The organism is Nocardia sp. JCM 38205 (assembly GCF_058222935.1).
In genome coordinates, this window is the sequence record NZ_JBYHFL010000002.1 from 982,977 (window position 1) to 1,004,191 (window position 21,215).

Consider the following 21,215-nt stretch of genomic DNA (forward strand, 5'->3'; position numbering starts at 1 on the left):
ATGTAGCTGACATACCGCCGTTATCGAATCCGTGGCGGCAGTGAAGTTGGAGGAAAGATCACTAGCTAGGCACTTCGTCTCCGTTCCGGACACCGTCCCATCAGGCGCCGGCTCCGGACGGCACGGCGGCGACCACACGGTCGCCGATTCCAGTTCACGCACATCTGACGAATACGCGCGAGCGCCCAGACGAGCGTCGCGTGTCATTCGCCCACACCTCATGCGGTAGCCGCCCGCGCCCGGGACTCCGACCCGCCGCGCAGGCTTATTCGTGCTGCCCAAAAGCATTCGGCCAGCCGTTAATTCGCCATTTCGAGGAGGCTCTGGTGCACGGTACGGAGTTGGGTGGACCCAGCGCGCGGAAGCAGGCGACGCTGCATACCGAGGCGCGAACATCCGCGCCGGCCCGCTTCCCGCTCGCACCCGCGCAGCTGGGAGTCTGGTACGCCCAGCTCCTCGATCCGCAGGTGCCGATCAATGTGGCGCAATACGTGGACGTGCGTGGTGCGGTGGACGCCGAACTGCTGCAAGAGGTTTCGATCGAGGCGGCGCGTGAGTACGAATCGGTGCTGGTCCGCATCGGGGAAGCCGACGGGGTGCCGTACCAGTGGGTCGACACGCAGGCCTCGGTCCACATTCCGTTGATCGATGTCCGTTCGTATCCCGATCCCATTGCCGCAGCGAAAGAATGGATGCGGGCAGATTCCAGTGCGCCGGTGGATCTACTCCACGATCAGCTTTTCGCGGGCGCGCTGCTGCGGGTCGAGGCCGACCGCTATTTCTGGTATCTGCGCGCGCACCACATCATCCTCGACGGATTCGGCGCACTCACCAACACCATGCGGGTGGCCGAGCGTTACACCGCGCGGGTGCTCGGACGCGAGCCGGAGCCGGTCTCACCCGCCACCCTTGCGACGCTGGTCGAGGGCGAGCACACCTATCGCGACAGCTCCCGTTTCGGCGCCGACCGCACGCACTGGGCCGAACGGGTGGCCGGGCTGGACGCACCGACCAGCCTCGACGGCCGCACCGCGCCGCGCGCCGCGGCCAACCTCATCGCCGGACGGCCGCTGCCCGAGGCGCTCACCCAACGGATGAACACCCTGGCCGCGAGCCAGGATTCGACCCCGGCGGTGGTGCTGCTCGCCGCCTTCGCCGCCTATCTCGGCCGGCTCACCGACCGCAATGACGCCGTGCTCAGCCTGCCGGTGACCGCTCGCACCACCGCGGTGATGCGCCGCTCGGCGGGCATGCTGTCCAATATCGTGCCCTTGCGGCTGTCGACCGGCGGCAGCTGGGGCGAGCTGCTGCACGCCACCCGGGTGGAGGTCGCGGGCGCGCTGCGGCACCAGCGCTACCGGGCCGAGGACATCCGCCGCGACGCCGAGCACGACGGGCGCCCGGCCCGGCGCGCCCTGTTCGGTCCGCTGGCCAACATCATGCTGTTCCGCAGCGACCTCACCCTCGGCACGGCGACCGGCCAGTACCACGTGCTGTCCACCGGGCCGGTGGAGGATCTGAGCCTCAACGTCTACTACGGCGAACGCGACCGGGTGCACGTCGACTTCGAGGCCAATCCCAACCTCTACGACGCCGACGACATCGCCCGGCACCACGCCCGCTTCATCGGGTACCTGGACCGGCTGCTCGCGACCGACCTGGACGCGCCCCTGGCCGGTGTCGAGGTCGCCACCGAGCTGGAGCTGGAGGTCAGCACCAAGATCTGGAACGCCACCGGCCATCCGGTGGACCCGCGCGCCACGCTGGTGTCGATGTTCGAGGCGCAGGTAGCGCGCACCCCGGACGCGGTCGCGCTGCGCTTCGCCGGCAGCCCCGACCTGACCTACGCCGAGCTCGCGGCCCGAGCGAATCGGCTGGCCAGGGCGTTGATCGCGCGCGGGGTCGGCCCGGAGTCGCTGGTGGGGCTGCATATCCGGCGCTCACCGGAGCTGGTGATCGCCATGTACGCGGTGCTCGCCGCGGGGGCCGCCTATGTGCCGCTGGACCCCGACCATCCGGCCGACCGCACCGCGCACATCATCGCGACCGCGCGTCCGGCCTGTGTGCTCACCGCGGGTGACCGGCCGGATCTGGCCGACGGCGTGGTGCCGGTGCTCGACCTCGACGAACTGCCCGCCGACGGCCCCACCGGCCCTATCTGGGACCGGGAACGCGGCACCGCACTGCGCCCGGCCCATCCGGCCTACGTGATCTTCACCTCCGGCTCCACCGGCAAACCCAAGGGCGTCGTGGTCTCGCATGCCGCGATCGTGAACCGGCTGGTGTGGATGCAGCGCGCCTATCGGCTCACCCCGGCCGATGTGGTGTTGCAGAAGACGCCTGCCACCTTCGACGTGTCGGTGTGGGAATTCTTCTGGCCGCTGCAGATCGGCGCGACGCTGGTGCTGGCCCAGCCAGACGGCCACCGCGACCCCGCCCACCTGCGCGCGGTGATCGCCGAATACGGCGTCACCACCGCACATTTCGTGCCGTCCATGCTCGAGGCGTTCCTGGCGCACCAGGACATGGCCGCCGAGACCTCGCTGCGCACGGTGTTCGCTTCCGGCGAGGCGCTACCCGCCTCGCTCGCCCAGCGGCTACGGGTGCTGACCGGCGCCCGGCTGCACAACCTGTACGGTCCGACCGAAGCGGCGGTGGACGTCACCTTCCACGAGGTGACCGACGCCGATACCGTTTCGGTGCCGATCGGCGCCCCGGTGTTCAACACTCGGGTCTACGCGCTGGATTCGCGGTTGCGTCCGGTACCGGTCGGGGCGCCGGGTGAGCTGTATCTGTCGGGGGTACAGCTCGCCCGGGGATATGCGGGTGCGCCCGGCCTGACGGCGGCCCGGTTCGTCGCCGATCCGTTCGGCGATCAGCCGGGGGAGCGGCTGTACCGCACCGGCGATGTGGTGCGCTGGACGACCAACGGTGAACTGGAATATCTCGGTCGCACCGATTTCCAGGTGAAGCTGCGCGGGCTGCGGATCGAACCGGGCGAGATCGAGGCCGTGCTGGGCGCCGTGGACTCGGTGGTGCGGGCGGTGGTCGTGGTGCGCGACGACCACGGCGTCGGCGAACAGCTGGTGGCCTATGTGGTGGAAGCCGAACCGGACACGGTGACCCCGGAGCGGTTGCGGGCCGCCGCGGCGCGGGCACTGCCCGGGTACATGGTGCCCGCCGCGTACGTGGTGCTGGACGCGCTGCCGGTCAATGCCTCCGGCAAGCTCGACCGGGCCGCGCTACCCGCACCGCAGCGCGGCACCGCGGAATACACCGCCCCCGCCACTCCCGTGGAGCAGGCGGTGGCCGCGGTGTTCACCGAACTGCTCGGACAGCAGCGGATCGGCCGCGACGACGACTTCTTCGCCCTCGGCGGCAACAGCCTGATCGCCACCCAGGTGGCGGCCCGGCTCGGCGCCGACCTCGGCTGCCGGCTCGGGGTGCGCGAACTGTTCGCCGCGTCCACGGTGGCGGGGCTGGCCGAGCTGATCGAGCAGCGCGCCGATTCCGGTGCGCTCGCGCCGCTGTACGCCCGGCCGCGCCCGGAGTATGTGCCGCTCTCGCCCGCGCAGCAGCGGATCTGGTTCCTCAACCGGTTCGAGGACACGAGCGCGAGCTACAACATGCCGTTCGTGGTGCGGCTGCGCGGCGCGGTGGATCTGCCCGCCCTCGGCGCCGCCCTCGGCGACCTGGTGCAACGCCACGAGGTGCTGCGCACGGTCTTCCCGGCGACCCCGCCCGGGGTGGACGCCGCAGGATCGGCCGCCCATCAGGTGGTGCTCGAGCCGGCGCAGTTCGTGGTGACGCCCGAAGCGATCGGCGCGGACGCGCTGGACGGCGAACTCGCGGCGTTCGCGTCGGCCGGTTTCGATCTCGAACGCGAGATACCGTTCCGTGCGCGTGTTTTCGTGGTGGACGACGGCAGCGTCGCCCTGGCCGTCGTCGTGCACCACATCGCCGCGGACGGGCTCTCGCTGCGGGTCCTGGCGCGCGACGTCATGGGCGCCTACACCGCCCGCCGCGACGGCGCCGTCCCCGCACCGACGCCGCTGCCGGTGCAGTACGCGGACTACAGCATGTGGCAGCGCGAGCTGCTCGGCTCGGCCGCCGACCCGGCCGCACCGCTGGGACGGCAGCTGGATTTCTGGACCACCACGCTCGCCGGCGCCCCCGATCTGCTCGAACTTCCCGCCGACCGCCCGCGCCCGGCCGTCGCCTCCGCCCGTGGCGCCATCCATCGATTCGAGATCCCGGCCGAGCTGTACACCGCGCTCACCGAAACCGCGCGCACGCACCAGCTGTCGACGTTCATGGTGTTGCACGCCGGATTCGCGGCACTGCTGTCGCGCCTGGCCTGCGCCGACGACATCGTGATCGGCACACCCGTCGCGGGCCGCGGTGATCGCGCCCTCGACGACCTGATCGGCATGTTCGTCAACACCCTGCCGCTGCGCACCGTCATCGACCCCGACGGCACCGTCGAACACCTGCTCACCGAGGTCAAGGCGGCCGATCTGGCGGCCTTCGCCCATGCCGACCTGCCGTTCGAGCAACTGGTCGACGCCATCAACCCGCCACGGTCGCAGGCCAGGCACCCCCTGTTCCAAGTGTTGTTCTCCTTCGACAACACGGGCGACATCAGCTTCGAACTCCCCGGTATCGCGGCGCGGACCAGTACCCTGGACACCGGCGTGACCAAGTTCGATCTTCAACTCACGGTCACCGATCACCTCGGCGGGGCCGGACACAGGGAAGGTCCGGCGCCGACCGGGGTGCCCGCCGAATTCACCTACGCCACAGATCTTTTCGATGCGGATACCATCGAAGAATACGCGCGCCTGCTGCTGCGGGTGCTGCGGGCGATCGTCGAGGAGACCGAGCGCGTAGTCGCCGATCTACCGCTGCTCGACGCCGCCGAACAACGGCGGGTGCTCGCCTCCGGGGACGCGGCGGCGGTGCGGCCGAAGCGGCGCGCGATCGCGGTCGATGTGGCCACCGCCGTCTCTCTCGGCGCAGGCAACCTGCCAGACCTGCCCCCGCACAGGCGGATTCCCGCGCCGGGCGAACCGACCCTGTTGGACGCCTTCACCTACCAAGCCGAGCGTCGGCCGGCCGCCATCGCCCTCGTCGACGGTGACCAGCAGCTCACCTACGCCGAACTCGCCGGGCGCGTCAACCGGCTCGCGCGCCGCCTGATCGCCGCCGGTGTCGGGCCTGAAACGCTTGTCGCGCTGGACATGCCCCGTTCGGCGGAATTCGTGATCGCCGCGTACGCCGTGCTCATCGCGGGCGGCGGGTACGTTCCGCTCGACCCCGAGCAGCCTGCCGCGCGCATCGGCCAGGTGCTGGAGACGGCGCGTCCGGTGTGCGTGCTCGTCCGCTCGTGCGATACCTGGACCGGCACAGATGTTGCCGTACTGACCGTCGACGACGAGCTCGCCGAGTACTCGACCGCGCCCGTCACCGATGCGGAGCGGCGCGCACCGCTCCGATCGGCGCACACCGCCTATGTCATCTTCACCTCCGGTTCCACCGGGCGCCCCAAGGGCGTCGCGGTGCAGCACGCCTCGGTCGTCAACCAGATCGATTGGATCACCACCGAATACGACATCACTCCCGACGATGTGATCCTGTTCAAGACGCCCGCCACCTTCGATGTCTCGGTGTGGGAGCTGTTCGCCCCGACGGCGGTGGGCGCGCGGCTGGTCGTCGCCGCACCCGGCGGGCACCGCGATCCCGGCTACCTGGCCGCGACCATCGCGGCGCAGCGGGTGAGCATGACCTCGTTCGTGCCGTCCATGCTGACGGTCTTCGCCGAGACCGCGCCCGCCGCATCGCTGGCCTCGCTGCGCACGGTGCTGGTGGCCGGCGAGGCGATGACCGGTGCGGCAGCGGCCGCGTTCGCCGCGGTGAGTTCCGCGGCGTTGCACAACCTCTACGGCCCGACCGAATTCACCGTCCACGCCACCCATGCGCCGGTATCGCCGCAGGTCGATGGCTCGGTACCGATCGGCCGCCCGGTTCCGGGCAGTCAGGTGCTCGTGCTCGACGCCCGCCTGCGTCCGGTGCCCGACACCGTGGTGGGCGAACTGTACCTGTCCGGTGTGCAGGTGGCGCGCGGCTACCACGGACGCGCTGATCTGAGCGCGGCCCGTTTCGTCGCCAATCCCTACGGCCCGGCCGGTGCGCGGATGTACCGCACGGGCGACCTGGTGCGGCGCAACCGGGCGGGCGAACTGGAATACCTGGGCCGCAGCGATTTCCAGGTCAAACTGCGCGGCCAGCGCATCGAGCTCGGTGAGATCGAGGCAGCGCTGAGCGCATGCCCCGAGGTGCGCTCGGCCGCCGCGCGGGTGTACCGGCACACCGCCGGTGAGCTGCTGGTGGCGTATGTGGTGACCGGCGATTCCGATACCGACCCGACGGCAGTACTCGATTCCCGGCTACGTGCGGTGCTGCCCTCGTACATGGTGCCCGGCGTCTACGTCCGGTTGGACGCGATGCCGCTGACCAGCTCGGGCAAGCTCGATCGCAAGGCGCTGCCCGATCCCGAGCTGGCCACCGCGAGCTTCCGTGCACCCGTCACCCGGGCCGAGCGCACGGTGGCGGAGATCTTCGCGCAGACCCTCGGCGCCGACCGGGTCGGCCTCGACGACGATTTCTTCGCCCTCGGCGGGAACTCGCTGGTCGCCACCCAGATCGCGGCCCGCATCGCCGCCCTGCTCGATACCGATGTACCGGTACGGATGCTGTTCGAATCCCCGACGGTCGGCGCGCTCGCCGCCCGGCTGGGCGAGGGCGATGGCGGCCGAGCGCGGCCCGCCCTGGTCGCGCGGGAGCGGCCCGAGCTGGTGCCGCTGTCGTACGCACAGCAACGCATGTGGTTCCTCAACCAGTTCGACGCCGAGTCGGTCGCCGACAATCTGACCGCAGCCGTCCGGTTGACGGGGACGCTCGATCGGGAAGCCCTGCGTGCGGCGGTGGCCGACGTCATCGAACGGCACGAAACGCTGCGCACGGTGTACCCGGCGGTGCACGGGGTTGCGTGCCAGCGCGTCCTGCCCGCAGGCACGCCCATGCGGTTCGACGACATCGCGCCCGACCGGCTCGACCACCGGATCCGAGCCGAAGCCGCCACCCCGTTCCGCGTCGACCGGGAACCACCGGTGCGCCTGACCCTGCTGCGCCTGGCCGCCGACGACCACGTCCTGGTCGTATCGATGCATCACATCAGCGCCGACGGCTGGTCGATCGCGCCGCTCACCCGCGACCTCATGCGCGCCTACGCCGCCCGCTGTGCCGCGACCGCGCCGGACTGGGCGCCGCTGCCGGTGCAGTACGCCGATTACACGCTGTGGCAGCGCGAGGTACTCGGCGCCGAGGACGACCCGGATTCACTACTCGCCGAACAGATCCGGTTCTGGTCGGCGGAGCTGGCGCAGCTACCCGATGTGCTGGATCTCCCCGCCGACCGTCCCCGTCCGGCCGTCGCGACCGGCCGCGGCGCGCGGTACGCCTTCACCATCGACGCCGCCACCCATCGCGGCATCCGCGCTGTGGCGCGCCGCTCGAACGCCTCGCTGTTCATGGTCGTGCACGCCGCCTTCGCAGCGCTGCTGTCGCGCCTGACCGGGCACACCGATATCGCCCTCGGCACCCCGGTCGCCGGTCGCGGCGATCAGGCGCTGGACGAGCTGGTCGGCATGTTCGTCAACACGCTGGTGCTCCGTTCGCAGGTGCCTCCCGATCGCAGCTTCACCGAGCTGCTCGAGGCGGTCCGCGACGGCGATCTGCGGGCATTCGCGCGCGCCGACGTCCCGTTCGAGCGGCTGGTCGAGGTGGTGAACCCGCCGCGTTCGGCGGCACGGCATCCGCTGTTCCAGGTGATGCTCGATGTGCAGAACACCGCGACGACACGTCTGGAATTGGCCGGTGTCACGGCCACCCGGCTCGATCTCGATACCCGCACCGCGAAATTCGACCTGCACCTGACGATCACCGAAACCGTGGACGGCGACGGGCCGGCCGGGCTCGACGCGGTCTTCGAATACGCGACCGATCTGTTCGACGCGGGCACCGTCGCCACCTTCGCCGACCGGCTGCGGCTGCTGCTGGCCGCGGCGCTCGCCGATCCGCAGCGTCCGGTGGGCGATCTGGAGGTGATGAGCCCGGCCGAGCGCGCGCTGGTGCTCGATACCTGGAACGCCACCGCGGCCGAGGTGCCCGCGGGGCAGACGCTGGTGTCGCTGTTCGAGGCGCAGGCCGCCCGCACCCCGGACGCGGTCGCGCTGGTGTATCCCGGTGTGCCGCAGCGCGCGGCGACCATGAATTACGCGGACTTCGCCGGTCGAGTGAATCGGCTGGCCAGGCTGCTGGTCTCCATCGGTGTGCGCCCCGACAGCCGGGTCGCGGTGGCGATGCCGCGGTCGCTGGATCAGGTGGTCGCGATGTACGCGGTGATCACCGCCGGTGGCGCGTATGTGCCGGTGGATCCCGAGCATCCGGCCGAACGGATCGGTCATGTGCTGCGGACAGCGCGGCCGGTGTGCGTGCTCACCCGCTCCACCGACGGCTTGGACCTGGCCGACGGCGACGAGGCGCGGCGGTGGGCGGTGCTCGACGTCGACCAGTTCGACACCTCCGACTATTCGGACGCGCCGTTGACCGACGCCGACCGCCTCGGCACGCTGACCGCCGCGCACACGGCGTACGTGCTCTTCACCTCGGGGTCGACGGGCAGGCCCAAGGGCGTCGCGGTCACGCATGCGGCGATCGTGAACCGTCTGGTGTGGATGCAGTCGGCCTACGGGCTCGACGCCTCGGATGTGGTGTTGCAGAAGACGCCGTCCACTTTCGATGTGTCGGTGTGGGAGTTCTTCTGGCCCTTGCAGATCGGTGCGCGACTGGTGCTTGCCGAGCCGGAGGGGCACCGCGACCCCGCGTATCTGGCCGAGGTCATCGATGCCGAGGGCGTCACGGTGGCGCACTTCGTGCCGTCCATGCTTGCCGCGTTCGTTGGCTCACCCGCGATGGCCGAACCCGGCCGCTGCACGTCGCTGCGGATGGTGTTCGCCTCCGGTGAGGCGCTGCCCGCCGGTCCCGCGCACCGGCTGCGCGAACTGACCGGCGCGCGGCTGCACAACCTGTACGGCCCGACCGAGGCCGCGGTCGACGTCACCTGCCACGAGGTCACCGAGGCCGACACGGTGTCGGTGCCGATCGGTGCGCCGGTGTTCAACACCCAGGTGTACGTGCTGGACTCGCGGCTGCACCCGGTGCCGCCGGGTGTCGCTGGCGAGCTGTACCTGGCGGGGGCGCAACTGGCGCGCGGCTACATCGGCCGCTCGGATCTGACGGCGGATCGGTTCGTGGCCAACCCCTTCGGCCCCGGCGAGCGCATGTACCGCACCGGCGACGTGGTGGCCTGGAACCGCGACGGGGAGCTGGAGTACCTGGGCCGCAGCGATTTCCAGGTGAAACTGCGTGGTCAGCGGATCGAACTCGGGGAGATCGAGGCGGCACTCGACGAGCTCGCCGGTGTCGCCCGTTCGGTCGTCCTGCTGCGCGCGGCTGCCGCCACGGGCGAGCAGCTGGTGGGGTATCTGCTGGCCGAGCGGGACGCCGAGATCGACCTGGCAGCGGTGCGGGCCGCGCTGGCCGAGCGACTCCCGTCGTATATGCGCCCGTCCGCGTTCGTGGTGCTCGACGAGTTCCCGGTCAATGCCTCCGGCAAGCTGGACCGCGCAGCCCTGCCCGCCCCCGTGCACGAGGCGGCCGTTTTCCGGGCGCCGAGCACCGACGCCGAGCAGCTCGTGGCCGAGGCGTTCGCCGCGGTACTCGGCATCGAGCGGGCCGGCCTGGATGACGATTTCTTCGCCCTCGGCGGCAACTCACTGAACGCGACGCAGGTCGTCGCCCGGGTGGCGACCGCATTGGACGCCGAGCTCGGTGTGCGGGAGTTGTTCGACGCGCCGACCGTCGCCGCGTTCGCCGCCCGTGCGCTGGCTCGGCGCGGCACCAGGGCCGGGCATCCGCTGGTGCGGCGGGAGCGACCGGCCCGGATTCCCTTGTCGCCGGCGCAGCAGCGGATGTGGTTCCTCAACCGTTTCCTCAGCGAGGACACCGGCGTTGGCGATGCCGTCGACAACATCCCGGTGGCGTTGCGGTTGACCGGCGAGCTGGATCGCGCAGCCCTCGCCGCCGCCCTGACGGACATCGTCGGACGTCACGAAACGCTGCGCACCGTCTACCCGGACGGTCCGGAGGGGCCCGAGCAGCGCATCCTGCCGGCCGCGGGTGGCCACGCCGCCGGGCCCGCGATCGTCCTGCGTACCGAGACCGCTACCGCTACCGAGCTATCGCAGCGGCTCACCGCTCTGGCGGCCGAACCGTTCGACCTGACCACGGAAACTCCGTTGCGGGCGGCGCTGTTCACCCTCGCCCCCACCGATCATGTGCTGGCCCTGGTCCTGCACCACATCAGTGCCGACGGCTTCTCGCTCGGCCCGCTGGCCCGCGACCTGATGACGGCCTACTCCGCCCGCCGCGACGGCTACGCCCCCGCATGGGAGGCGCTGTCCGTGCAGTACGCCGACTACACGCTCTGGCAGCACGACCGCGCCGACTCCGACGAGCATCGGCGCGCGCTCGAGCACTGGCGCCGCACCCTCGACGGCCTGCCCGAGCAGCTCGAACTGCCCACCGACCGGCCGCGGCCCGCCGTCACCAGTCATCGCGGCGCCACCTTCCGGCTGCGCATCGACGCCGAACTGCACAGCGAACTACGCGAACTCGCCCGCAAACGGGAGACCACGTTGTTCGGCACCGTGCACGCCGCGCTGGCGGTGCTGCTGTCGCGGCTGTCCGGCAGCACCGATATCGCCATCGGTACTCCCGTGGCCGGACGGGGTGCACCCGAGCTGGACGGGCTGGTCGGCATGTTCGTCAACACGCTCGTCCTGCGCACCCACATCGACACCAGGCTGCGCTTCGAGACCCTGCTCGACCAGGTGCGGGCCGTCGATCTGGACGCGCTCTCGCACGCCGAGGTGCCCTTCGACCAGTTGGTCGACCTGGTCGCGCCGACCCGCGCACGTAACCGTCATCCGCTGTTCCAGGTGGCGTTGACCTTCCAGAACTTCGCCCTGCCCGCCTTGGAATTGCCCGAGCTGACCGTCCGGCCGCTCGAATTCGACGCCGGTGCGGCGAAATTCGATCTCCAGTTCACCGTCCGCGAATCCGATCCGGACGGCCGCGCCGACGGTATGGACATCGACATCACCTACGCCACCGATCTGTTCGACGCGGACACCGTCGCCGTGCTCGGCCGCCGCTTCACCCAGGTGCTCGCGGCGGTCGCGGCCGATGCGACCGTGGTGGTGGGCGATATCCAGATGCTCTCCGCCGAGGAACAGCATCGCGCGCTCTACGAATGGCCGGTCACCGGCGACGACCGCGCGGCCGACGGCACACTCGCCGAGCGGTTCGCCCGCGCCGCCGCACTCGACCCGGCGGCGGTCGCGGTGCGTGCCGACCACCGCACACTGACCTACGCCGAACTCGATGACTGGTCGAATCGACTGGCGCGGCGGCTCATCGCCGCCGGAGTGGGCCCGGAAACCCTGGTCGCGGTGGCATTGCCGCGCTCGGCGGAACTGGTGGTCGCGCTGCTGGCGGTGGTCAAGGCAGGCGGCGGTTATCTGCCGATCGATCCCGCCTACCCGGCCGACCGGATCGAATACGTCCTCGACGACGCCCGCCCGGTGTGCGCCATCACCAGTGCGACGACCGAACTCGCGCGCGGATGGTTCGGCGGGCCCGTCATCGACATCGCCGTCACCGATCCCGCCGACCCGGAGAACGCCGGCCAGGGTCGCTGCGCGCCGATCGGTGACGCCGACCGTCGCGCACCACTCGATCCGGCCGCGACCGCCTACGTCATCTACACCTCCGGCTCCACCGGACGGCCCAAGGGCGTCGTCGTCCCGCACCGCAATGTGCTGCGACTGCTCGACAACACCCAGCGCCACTTCGAGTTCGGGCCCTCGGATGTATGGACGCTGTTCCACTCCTATGCCTTCGACTTCTCGGTGTGGGAGCTATGGGGTGCGCTGCTGCACGGCGGAACGCTGGTCGTCGTCGACTACTACACCTCGCGCTCGCCGCAGCAGTTCCGCGAACTGCTCGCCGCCGAAGGCGTGACCGTGCTCAATCAGACCCCGTCGGCGTTCTATCAGCTCGCGGCCGCCGATCTGGCCGAACCCGCCCACGACGACCTCGCGCTGCGCTACGTGATCTTCGGTGGTGAAGCACTCGAGCCGCAGCGGTTGACCGGCTGGTTCGCGCGCTACCAGCGCACGCCGCGACTGGTGAACATGTACGGCATCACCGAGACCACGGTGCACGTGTCCTACCGGCCGATCGAGGCGGGCACCGGCTCGGCCAGCGTCATCGGTGGTGCGCTGCCGGGGCTGGCGGTGCGGCTGCTCGATGACCGGCTGCGTCCGGTGCCGGTGGGCGTGCCCGGCGAAATCTATGTCTCCGGTGGCCAGTTGGCCCGCGGCTACCTCGGCAGACCCGCCCTGACCGCCGCCCGCTTCGTCGCCGACCCCTACGCTGCCGACGGCTCCCTGGCCTACCGCTCCGGCGACCTCGCCCGCTGGACCGCCGACGGCGAACTGGAATACCTGGGCCGCGCCGATCAGCAGGTGAATCTGCGCGGGTTCCGGATCGAGCTGGGTGAGATCGAGGCGGCGCTGCTGGACGAGGCCGCGCTGCAGGATCTGTCGGCGCCGGCCGATGAGGCAGCGCGGCCGGGTACTGCGCTGCCGCTGGACCGATCGGCTCTGTTCGATGGGGCGGCGCCCGGCCGAGCGGCGCTGGACGACGGGACGACGGGACCGGCCGAGGCGTCGCGGCCCGATGAGGCGTCGGTGGACGGTGGGCCGGGGGATTCGAGCCGGGCGTCGTCGGGCGCGGCCCTGCCCGGCGGTGCTGACAGCGGGCGCGCCGGTGCCGTGCCGAACGCTGGCGCGAACGGCTCCGCCGCGTCCGCGGGCGGCCGGGCTGTAGTCCGGGAGGCCGCCGTCGTGGTGCGCACCGATCTCGCCGACGAGGCGCGGATCGTCGCCTACCTGGTCGCGCCGGGTGCGGTCGATCTCGCCGCGCTGCGGCAGGGGCTGGCGCGCAGGCTGCCCGAGCACATGGTGCCCGCGGCGATCGTGCGGGTCGAGCGGATTCCGTTGACGGTCAACGGGAAGCTGGATCGGGCCGCCCTGCCCGCGCCGGTGTTCGAGGGCACCGCCTATCGCAAGCCCGCCACACCGGCCGAGGAGATCGTGGCGGGGGTGTTCGCGGAGGTGCTCGGGCTCGGCACCGGCGCCGGGCACCGGGTCGGCGCCGACGACGATTTCTTCGATCTCGGCGGCAGTTCGCTGCTCGCGGCGAAGGCGGCCGCGCGGATCGGGGCGGCGTTCGGCCGCACGGTCGGGGTGCGCGCGCTGTTCGAGCATTCGCGAGTCGCCGAACTGGCCGCGCTGGCCGGCGCCGACGACGCCGAGCCGAGCCGTCCGCCGCTGATCGCTGGGGCGCGTCCGGCGCGGCTGCCGCTGTCGCCGGCGCAGCAGCGCATGTGGTTCCTCAACCGCTTCGACCGCGCGTCGACCGCCTACAACATCCCGCTGGCGCTCCGGTTGACCGGCGCCCTCGATGTCGCCGCGCTGCGGGCCGCGGTCGCCGATGTGATCGCCAGGCACGAATCGCTGCGTACCCGGTACCCGGAGGTCGACGGCACCGCCGAACAGCTGATCGTGCCGACGGCCGAGGCGATCCCGGCCGTCGAGCCGGAGCCGGTGACCGAGGCCGAGCTGCCCGCGCGGATCCGGGAGCTGGCCGAGACCACCTTCGACATCGCCGCCGAGATCCCGGTGCGGATGCGGCTGCTGCGGCTGAGCGACACCGAGTTCGTCTTCGCCGCGGTGCTGCATCACATCGCTGCCGACGGCTCCTCCATCGCCCCCTTCGTCCGGGACCTGATGGCGGCGTACTCGGCGCGGCTCGACCAGTGCGCTCCGTGCTGGAACCCGCTCGCGGTGCAGTACGTCGATTACGCGCTGTGGCAGCACCGGCTGCTCGGAGCCGAGGACGACCCGGAGTCGCTCGCGGCCCGGCAGCTCGCCTTCTGGAAGGACGCCCTCGCCGGGCTGCGCGATCAGCTGACCCTGCCCACCGACCGTCCGCGCCCGGCCAAGCAGAGCCTGCGTGGTGCGAAGATCGCCCGCACCGTCGATGCGGAACTGCACGCGGCACTGACCGCACTCGGCCGCCGCAACGGCGCCACGCTGTTCATGGTGGTGCACGCGGCCTTCGCCGCCCTGCTGGCGCGGCTGTCGGGCACCGGCGATATCGCTGTCGGTACCCCGGTGGCCGGACGCGGCGCGGCCGAACTCGACGACGTCATCGGCATGTTCGTCAATACGCTGGTGCTGCGCACCGCGGTCGACGGCGCCGAACCGTTCGATGCGCTGCTCACCCGCGCCCGGGAAACCGATCTGGCCGCCCTCTCACACGCGGATGTGCCGTTCGAGCGGCTGGTCGAGGTGCTGAACCCGCGCCGTTCCACCGCGCGGCATCCGCTGTTCCAGGTGGGCTATTCGTTCCAGAATCACGAACGCGGCGAACTGCGGTTGCCTGGCCTCGACATCGACGAGATCGAGTTCGACAGTGCGACAGCACAATTCGATCTGCATCTGTTCGCGGTAGATCAGTACGCCGCCGATGGCGCCGCAGCCGGCATCGAGCTGGCCCTCGGCTACGCCACCGATCTGTTCGACTCCGGCACCGCCGAACGCATCCTCGATCACCTGCATCGCGTCCTGGCCGCCGTCGCGGCGCACCCGGAACTGCCGGTCGGCGAGATCGATCTCCTCGGCGAGAACGATCACGCGCAGCTCGCGCGCTGGAACGAGACCGCGTACCCGGTTCCCGCGGTCACGCTGGCCGATCTGGCGGTCTTCGCGGCCACCGATGCCGATCGAACGGCGCTCATCGACACTGTCAGCGGCGCGCACCTGCGTTACGGCGAGGTCGACGCCCGGGTGAATCGTCTTGCGCGCACCCTCATCGCGCACGGCGTCGGCCCGGAGACCACGGTCGTGCTCGCCCTGCGCCGCTCGGTGGAATTGGTGCTCGCCATGTACGCGGTGGTGCGGGCGGGCGGGGCGTATGTGCCGATCGACCCCGATCATCCGGTCGACCGCATCCGCCATATCGTCACCACCGCCGCGCCGGTGTGCGTGCTCACCACGGCCGCCGACGGCATGCCGATCGAGACCGATGTCCCGGTGCTGGTCCTGGACCGGCTCGAACTCGGCGGCGATGCCACACCCCTGCGGGACGCCGACCGGATCCGGCCGCTGCGGCCCGAACATCCGGCGTACCTCATCTTCACCTCCGGCTCGACCGGCCTGCCGAAGGGCGTGACCGTCCCGCACGCCGCCGTGGTGAACCAGTTGATCTGGCTGCGCCGGTATTTCGGCCTCGGCCGGGACAACCGCGCCCTGCTCAAGACCCCGGCGACCTTCGATCTGTCGGTGTGGGAGCTGTGGTCGCCGTTGACGACCGGAGGCACGCTCGTCATCACCGCACCCGGCAGCGAACGCGATCCGGACCGGCTGCGTGCGCTCATCACCGAACACGAGGTCACGGTGCTGCACGCGGTGCCGTCGCTGATCGGCATGCTGGTGGCCGCCGGTCGGCCGCTGCCTGCGTCCCTGCGCCATGTGCTCGCGATCGGCGAGGCGCTGCCCGCGGCCACTGCCGCCGAATTCGCGGCATGCGCACGGGAGGCCGGGGATCACGTCGCCGAGGCGGATGCGCCGTCGCCTGCTCCCGCGCGTCCGGGCGCATCCGAATCGGGCGCACGCCTGTACAACCTCTACGGGCCGACCGAGGCCGCGGTGTCGATCACGGCCTACCCGGTGGCGGGCGAGCTGGCACACACCGTGCCGATCGGGCGTCCGGTGTGGAACAGCGGCGTCCATGTGCTCGACGCCCGGCTGCGTCCCGTGCCGATCGGGGTGGCCGGTGAGCTGTACCTGTCCGGTGCGCAACTGGCCCGCGGCTACCACGGACGCCCCGGCCTGACCGCGGATCGGTTCGTCGCCGACCCGCACGGCACCGGCGCCAGGATGTACCGCACCGGCGATATCGTGCGCAGACTGCCCGACGGGAATCTGGAATACCTCGAGCGCGCGGATTTCCAGGTGCAGATCGGCGGCTTCCGGATCGAGCTCGGCGAGATCGAAGCGGCGTTGCGGCGCGATCCGCGGGTGCGGGCGGCGGTGGCCGTCGCCCGGCGTGCTGCCCTATCGGGCGACCGGCTGATCGCCTATGTGGCTGCACCGCAGGCGGATTCCGATCTCGACGACCAGCTGCGGGCGGCGTTGACGGCCGGGCTGCCGGCCTACATGGTGCCCTCGGCGATCATGGTGCTCGACGCGCTGCCGTTGAACGCCAACGGCAAGGTCGACCGGGCTCGACTGCCCGAACCGGTCTTCACCGAGGCCGAATTCCGGGCGCCGGCCGGCGAGCTCGAACGGCTCGTCGCGGAGACCTTCGCCGAGATCATCGGCGCGCGGACCATCGGAGCGGACGACGACTTCTTCGCCCTCGGCGGCAATTCGCTGATGGCGACGAGGCTGACCGCACGTCTCGGTGCCGCGCTCGGCAGGCAGGTACCGGTCGCGGCCGTCTTCGAGGCGCCGACGGTCGCGGGGCTGGCCGCGGCACTGGAATCGTCGGAGGGCACCGCACGCCCGCCGTTGCTGCCTCGCACCGATGCCGGCCCCGCCCGGCTCTCACCCGCGCAGCAGCGCATGTGGGTGGTCAGCCGGCTCACGCCGGACTCCTCGGCCTACCACGTGCCCGCCGCGTTGCGGCTGACCGGCGCACTCGATGTCGCCGCGCTCACCGCCGCGATCACCGACGTGCTCGACCGGCACGAAGTGCTGCGCACCCGTTACCCGGATACCGACGGCGGACCGATTCAGGAGGTGCTCGCCGCCGATGCGGTCGCGTTCGACCTGACGCCGACGCCGGTGTCCGAGCCCGCCCTCGCGGCCACCATCGACGAATTCGTCGCCACCGGCTTCGATATCACCGCCGCGCCGCCGGTGCGGGCCGCACTGTTCCGGCTCGCCCCCGACGACCACGTCCTGGTGGTGGTGCTACACCACATCAGCGCCGACGGTTACTCCATCGCGCCGATGACCCGCGATCTGGTCACCGCGTACCTGGCGCGCACCGCGGGGCGCGCTCCGGACTGGCAGCCGCCGGCCATCCAGTACAGCGACTTCAGCGAATGGCAGCACGAGCTGCTCGGTGCGAGCGACGACCCGGACAGCTCGGCGGCGCGCCAGCTCGCGTACTGGACCGGCGAACTGCGCGACGCACCCGAACTACTCGCCCTGCCCACCGACCGTCCTCGGCCCGCCAGGCGCGACATGCGCGGTGGCACCACCGAACTCACCATCGACGCGGAGCGGTTGGCCGCACTCGATGTGATCGCCCGCGCTCAGGGCACGACGGTCTTCTCGCTGATCCACTGCGCTCTGGCGGTGCTGCTGGCGAAACTGACCGGCAGCACCGACATCGTCATCGGCGCGCCGGTGGCCGGACGCGGTGAACGCGCACTCGACGACCTCATCGGCATGTTCGTCAACACCGTCGCACTGCGCACCGAGGTCGACCCGCGCACCCGCTTCGCCGACCTGCTGCGCGACACCGGCCGCCGGGACCTGCGCGCACTGGCGAACGCCGACATCCCCTTCGACCAGGTCGTCGACGCGCTGGGCCGCACCCGCTCCAGCAGCTACACCCCGCTGTTCCAGGTGATGTTCACCTACCAGAACATGCCGCACAGCGTGGTGAATCTGCCCGGACTGGAAGTGCGTGCCCTCGATCTCGGCCTCGCCGAAGCCAAGTTCGATCTGCACCTCACCGGCATCGAACGCCCCGGCCGGGCCGGGCTGGACTTCCAGTTCGGCTATGCCACCGACATTTTCGACGCCGACACCGTCCGCCGCTTCGCCGAGCGGTTGCTCCTGGTCATCGACGCCATCGCCGCCGACCCGGAGACAAGCGTGCGAGCGATCGATATCCGCACGGATGCCGAACGAGCAGGTCGATCCGCGACAGCCAGGACTTCCGCACGGGACGTGCCGGCTGCGGGAGTGCGCTCGGAGTCGAGGGAGGGCTCGAGTGCTCCGGGCGATGCGGACGTGACCGTTCCAGCCGCGGTCTCAGGTTCCCCGGCGCACACACCTGCCGACCTCCCGGCACTGGTTGCCGCCGCGGCCGCCATCCGCCCGGACGGCATCGCCTTCACGCACGCCGACAGCACCGTCAGCTTCGGGCAGCTCGCCGCGAAGATCGCCGCGGTCGGCAAGGCGATGGGCGCGGCCGCGAAGCCGGAGACGCTCATCAATGTCGGTCTGGCCGGACTGGTCCCCGGTGTCCTGGCCGCGCTCGGCGCCGACGGTTTGGCGACCGCCACCGCGAACCTGCGGACGGCGGCCGCCGAAATCATCGCCACGCCGACATCCGGCGCGCCCGACCGCGCCGCGTCCGACATCGCTGTACCCGACAGCGCCGCGACCGATCCCGCCGTGTCGCGCGGCGACACGACCCCGCCCAGCGACACCACCCCACCCGGCGGGCGCGCGGCGAGCACCACCACCTCGAACGTCGATTCGGAAGGAAACTGCTGATGACTCACGCGGATTCGATCGCGGCCGGTTCGATCGGCATGGACGGCGCTGCGGGTGATCTGGTCGCTTTGCGGCGCGCCTACGGTATCGACGATCTGCCCGGGCTCGTTCGCACGGTGGCCGAGCTCGAACCCGACCGCGCCGCCATCGCGCACGAGGGGACCGCGATCGGGTACGCGGAGCTGGCCGCCGAGCTGACGGCACTGGACGAGGCCATGGGCGGTGCGCTCGGCGCGGGAGAACTGCTGCCGATCGTGGTGTCCGGGCGGTTCCCGGCGCTGCTGGAATCCGGCGACGGCGGGCTCGGCGAACTGCTGGAGCGGCTGCTGACCGACGCCGTCATCGCCGCCGCACCGGTGCTGACACCACTCGCCCCGGCCGAGACGCTGATCAGCCTGTTCGAGGAGCAGGTGCGCCGCACCCCGGACGCCGTCGCGCTGGAGTTCGCGGGCGCCACCCTCACCTACGCCGAGTTCAGCGCCCGCGTCGACGCCCTCGCCCGCCGCTTGCGTGACCTCGGCGTCGGCCCGGATGTGCTGGTCGGGCTCGCGCTGCGCCGTTCGCTGGAGCTGCTGGTCGGCATGTACGCGACGGTGAAGGCGGGCGGGGGATACGTCCCGATCGATCCGGATCACCCCGCCGACCGGATCGCCTACGTCCTCGATGTCGCGCGTCCGGCGGTCGTGCTCACCACCGCCGCAGACCGGTCGGCGTTCGAGACCACCGTGCCGACGTTGTGCGTCGAGGGTGGTGGGGCCGGGGATCGGCCGGGCGCAGGCTCCGAGGTGAACAGCACGGTCGATCAGGCTGTCGCGGTCCCTGACACGTGCTGGCCCACCGTTTCTCCGGACAGTATCGCCTACGTCATCTTCACCTCCGGCTCCACCGGCCGCCCCAAGGGTGTCGCCGTTTCGCATCGCGCGATCGTGGCGAATCTGCGCTGGCGGCAACGGCTGTACCGGTTGGGCGCCGACGATGTGGTGTTGCAGAAGACCCCGTTCACCTTCGACGTGTCGGTGTGGGAGTTCTTCTGGCCGTTGCAGGTGGGAGCCCGGCTGGTGATCGCGCGCCCGGAAGGGCATCGGGATCCGGCCTACCTCGCGCGGACGATCCGCGAATCCGGGGTGACGGTGGCTCATTTCGTGCCGTCGATGCTGTCGGTGTTCGTGGCCGAGCCCGATGTCGCGGAATCCGTCGACAGTCTGCGGCTGGTCTTCGCCTCCGGTGAGGCGCTGCCCGCGGCGACCGCGGCGGCGTTCCGCGAGATCAGCGGCGCCACCCTGCACAACCTGTACGGGCCCACCGAGGCGGCGGTCGACGTCACCGCGCACGAGGTGACCGGCGCCGACCGTGACAGCGTGCCGATCGGCACCGCCGCCGACGACACCGACCTGCTGGTCCTCGACGACAACCTGCGTCCCGTCCCCACCGGCGTGGTGGGTGAGCTGTACCTGGCGGGCGTGCAACTGGCTCGCGGCTACCTCTGCAGGCCAGGGCTCACCGCTGACCGTTTCGTCGCCAACCCCGAGGGCGCCCCCGGCGACCGCATGTACCGCACCGGCGACCTGGTCCGGTGGGCTCCGGGCAGCGACGGCGGCCCCGATGAACTGGAATACCTGGGCCGCATCGACTTCCAGGTCAAGGTGCGCGGGCTGCGGATCGAGCTGGGCGAAATCGAGGCGGCCCTGCTGGACCAGGACGAGGTCGCCCAAGCGGCTGCCGTCGTGCATCACTCGCCGGCAGGCGATCAGCTCGTCGCCTATGTGGTCGGCGCACGCCGAGGCACCCGTCCGGGCACATCGCCGGATACCGCCGCGCTCGATCCCGCTGCGCTGCTCGACGCGGTCCGCAAGCGGCTGCCCGACTACATGGTCCCGGCCAAGGTCATCGTGTTGGACGAGATGCCGCTGAACCCGAGCGGCAAACTCGATCGCCGTGCGCTGCCCGAACCCGATTTCGGCACCGCCACCACCGAATACCGCGAACCGGCGACCGAATCCGAGCGCGCCGTCGCCGCCATCTTCGCCGACCTGCTCGGCCGCGACCGCATCGGCGCTGACGACGACTTCTTCGCCCTCGGCGGCAACTCACTCATCGCCACCCGGGCGCTGGCCCGCATCAACGCGGCCCTCGACACGACCGTCGACGTGCGTGATTTCTTCGACAACCCCACCCCCGCCGGCCTGGCGGTGCGCGCACCGGGCAATGGGCGCGCGGCCGAGGGGGCCGCATCAACCGCAGGACTCGGCAGCGGCGCAGCGGGTGCGGCATCGATCGAACCGACCGCGGCCGAAGTCGGCGGCAGCCCGGCAGCGGCGGCGGTCCGTCGCACAGCCGAGGCCACGCCGACGTCGACGCGAACCCCGCGCCCCGCAGTGGTCGCGGGCCCGCGACCCGACAGAGCTTCGCCGTCCCCAGTGCAGATTCTGTTGTTGTTCCTCCCAC

At 71.1% G+C, this 21,215-nt stretch carries 2 protein-coding genes; both read left to right on the forward strand.

The window, feature by feature from the left end; translation table 11 throughout:
* Positions 1–326: 326 nt before the first annotated feature.
* The gene (locus AC4HOU_RS11415) at positions 327–18,770 is read left to right on the forward strand and encodes a non-ribosomal peptide synthase/polyketide synthase (RefSeq protein ID WP_490724458.1); all 18,444 of its coding nucleotides are present in this window, start codon (positions 327–329) and stop codon (positions 18,768–18,770) included.
* Positions 18,770–21,215, forward strand: a 2,446-nt coding sequence (locus AC4HOU_RS11420) for an amino acid adenylation domain-containing protein (RefSeq protein ID WP_490724459.1), incomplete at its 3' end; no start/stop codon positions are given. The genes AC4HOU_RS11415 and AC4HOU_RS11420, both read left to right, overlap by 1 nt.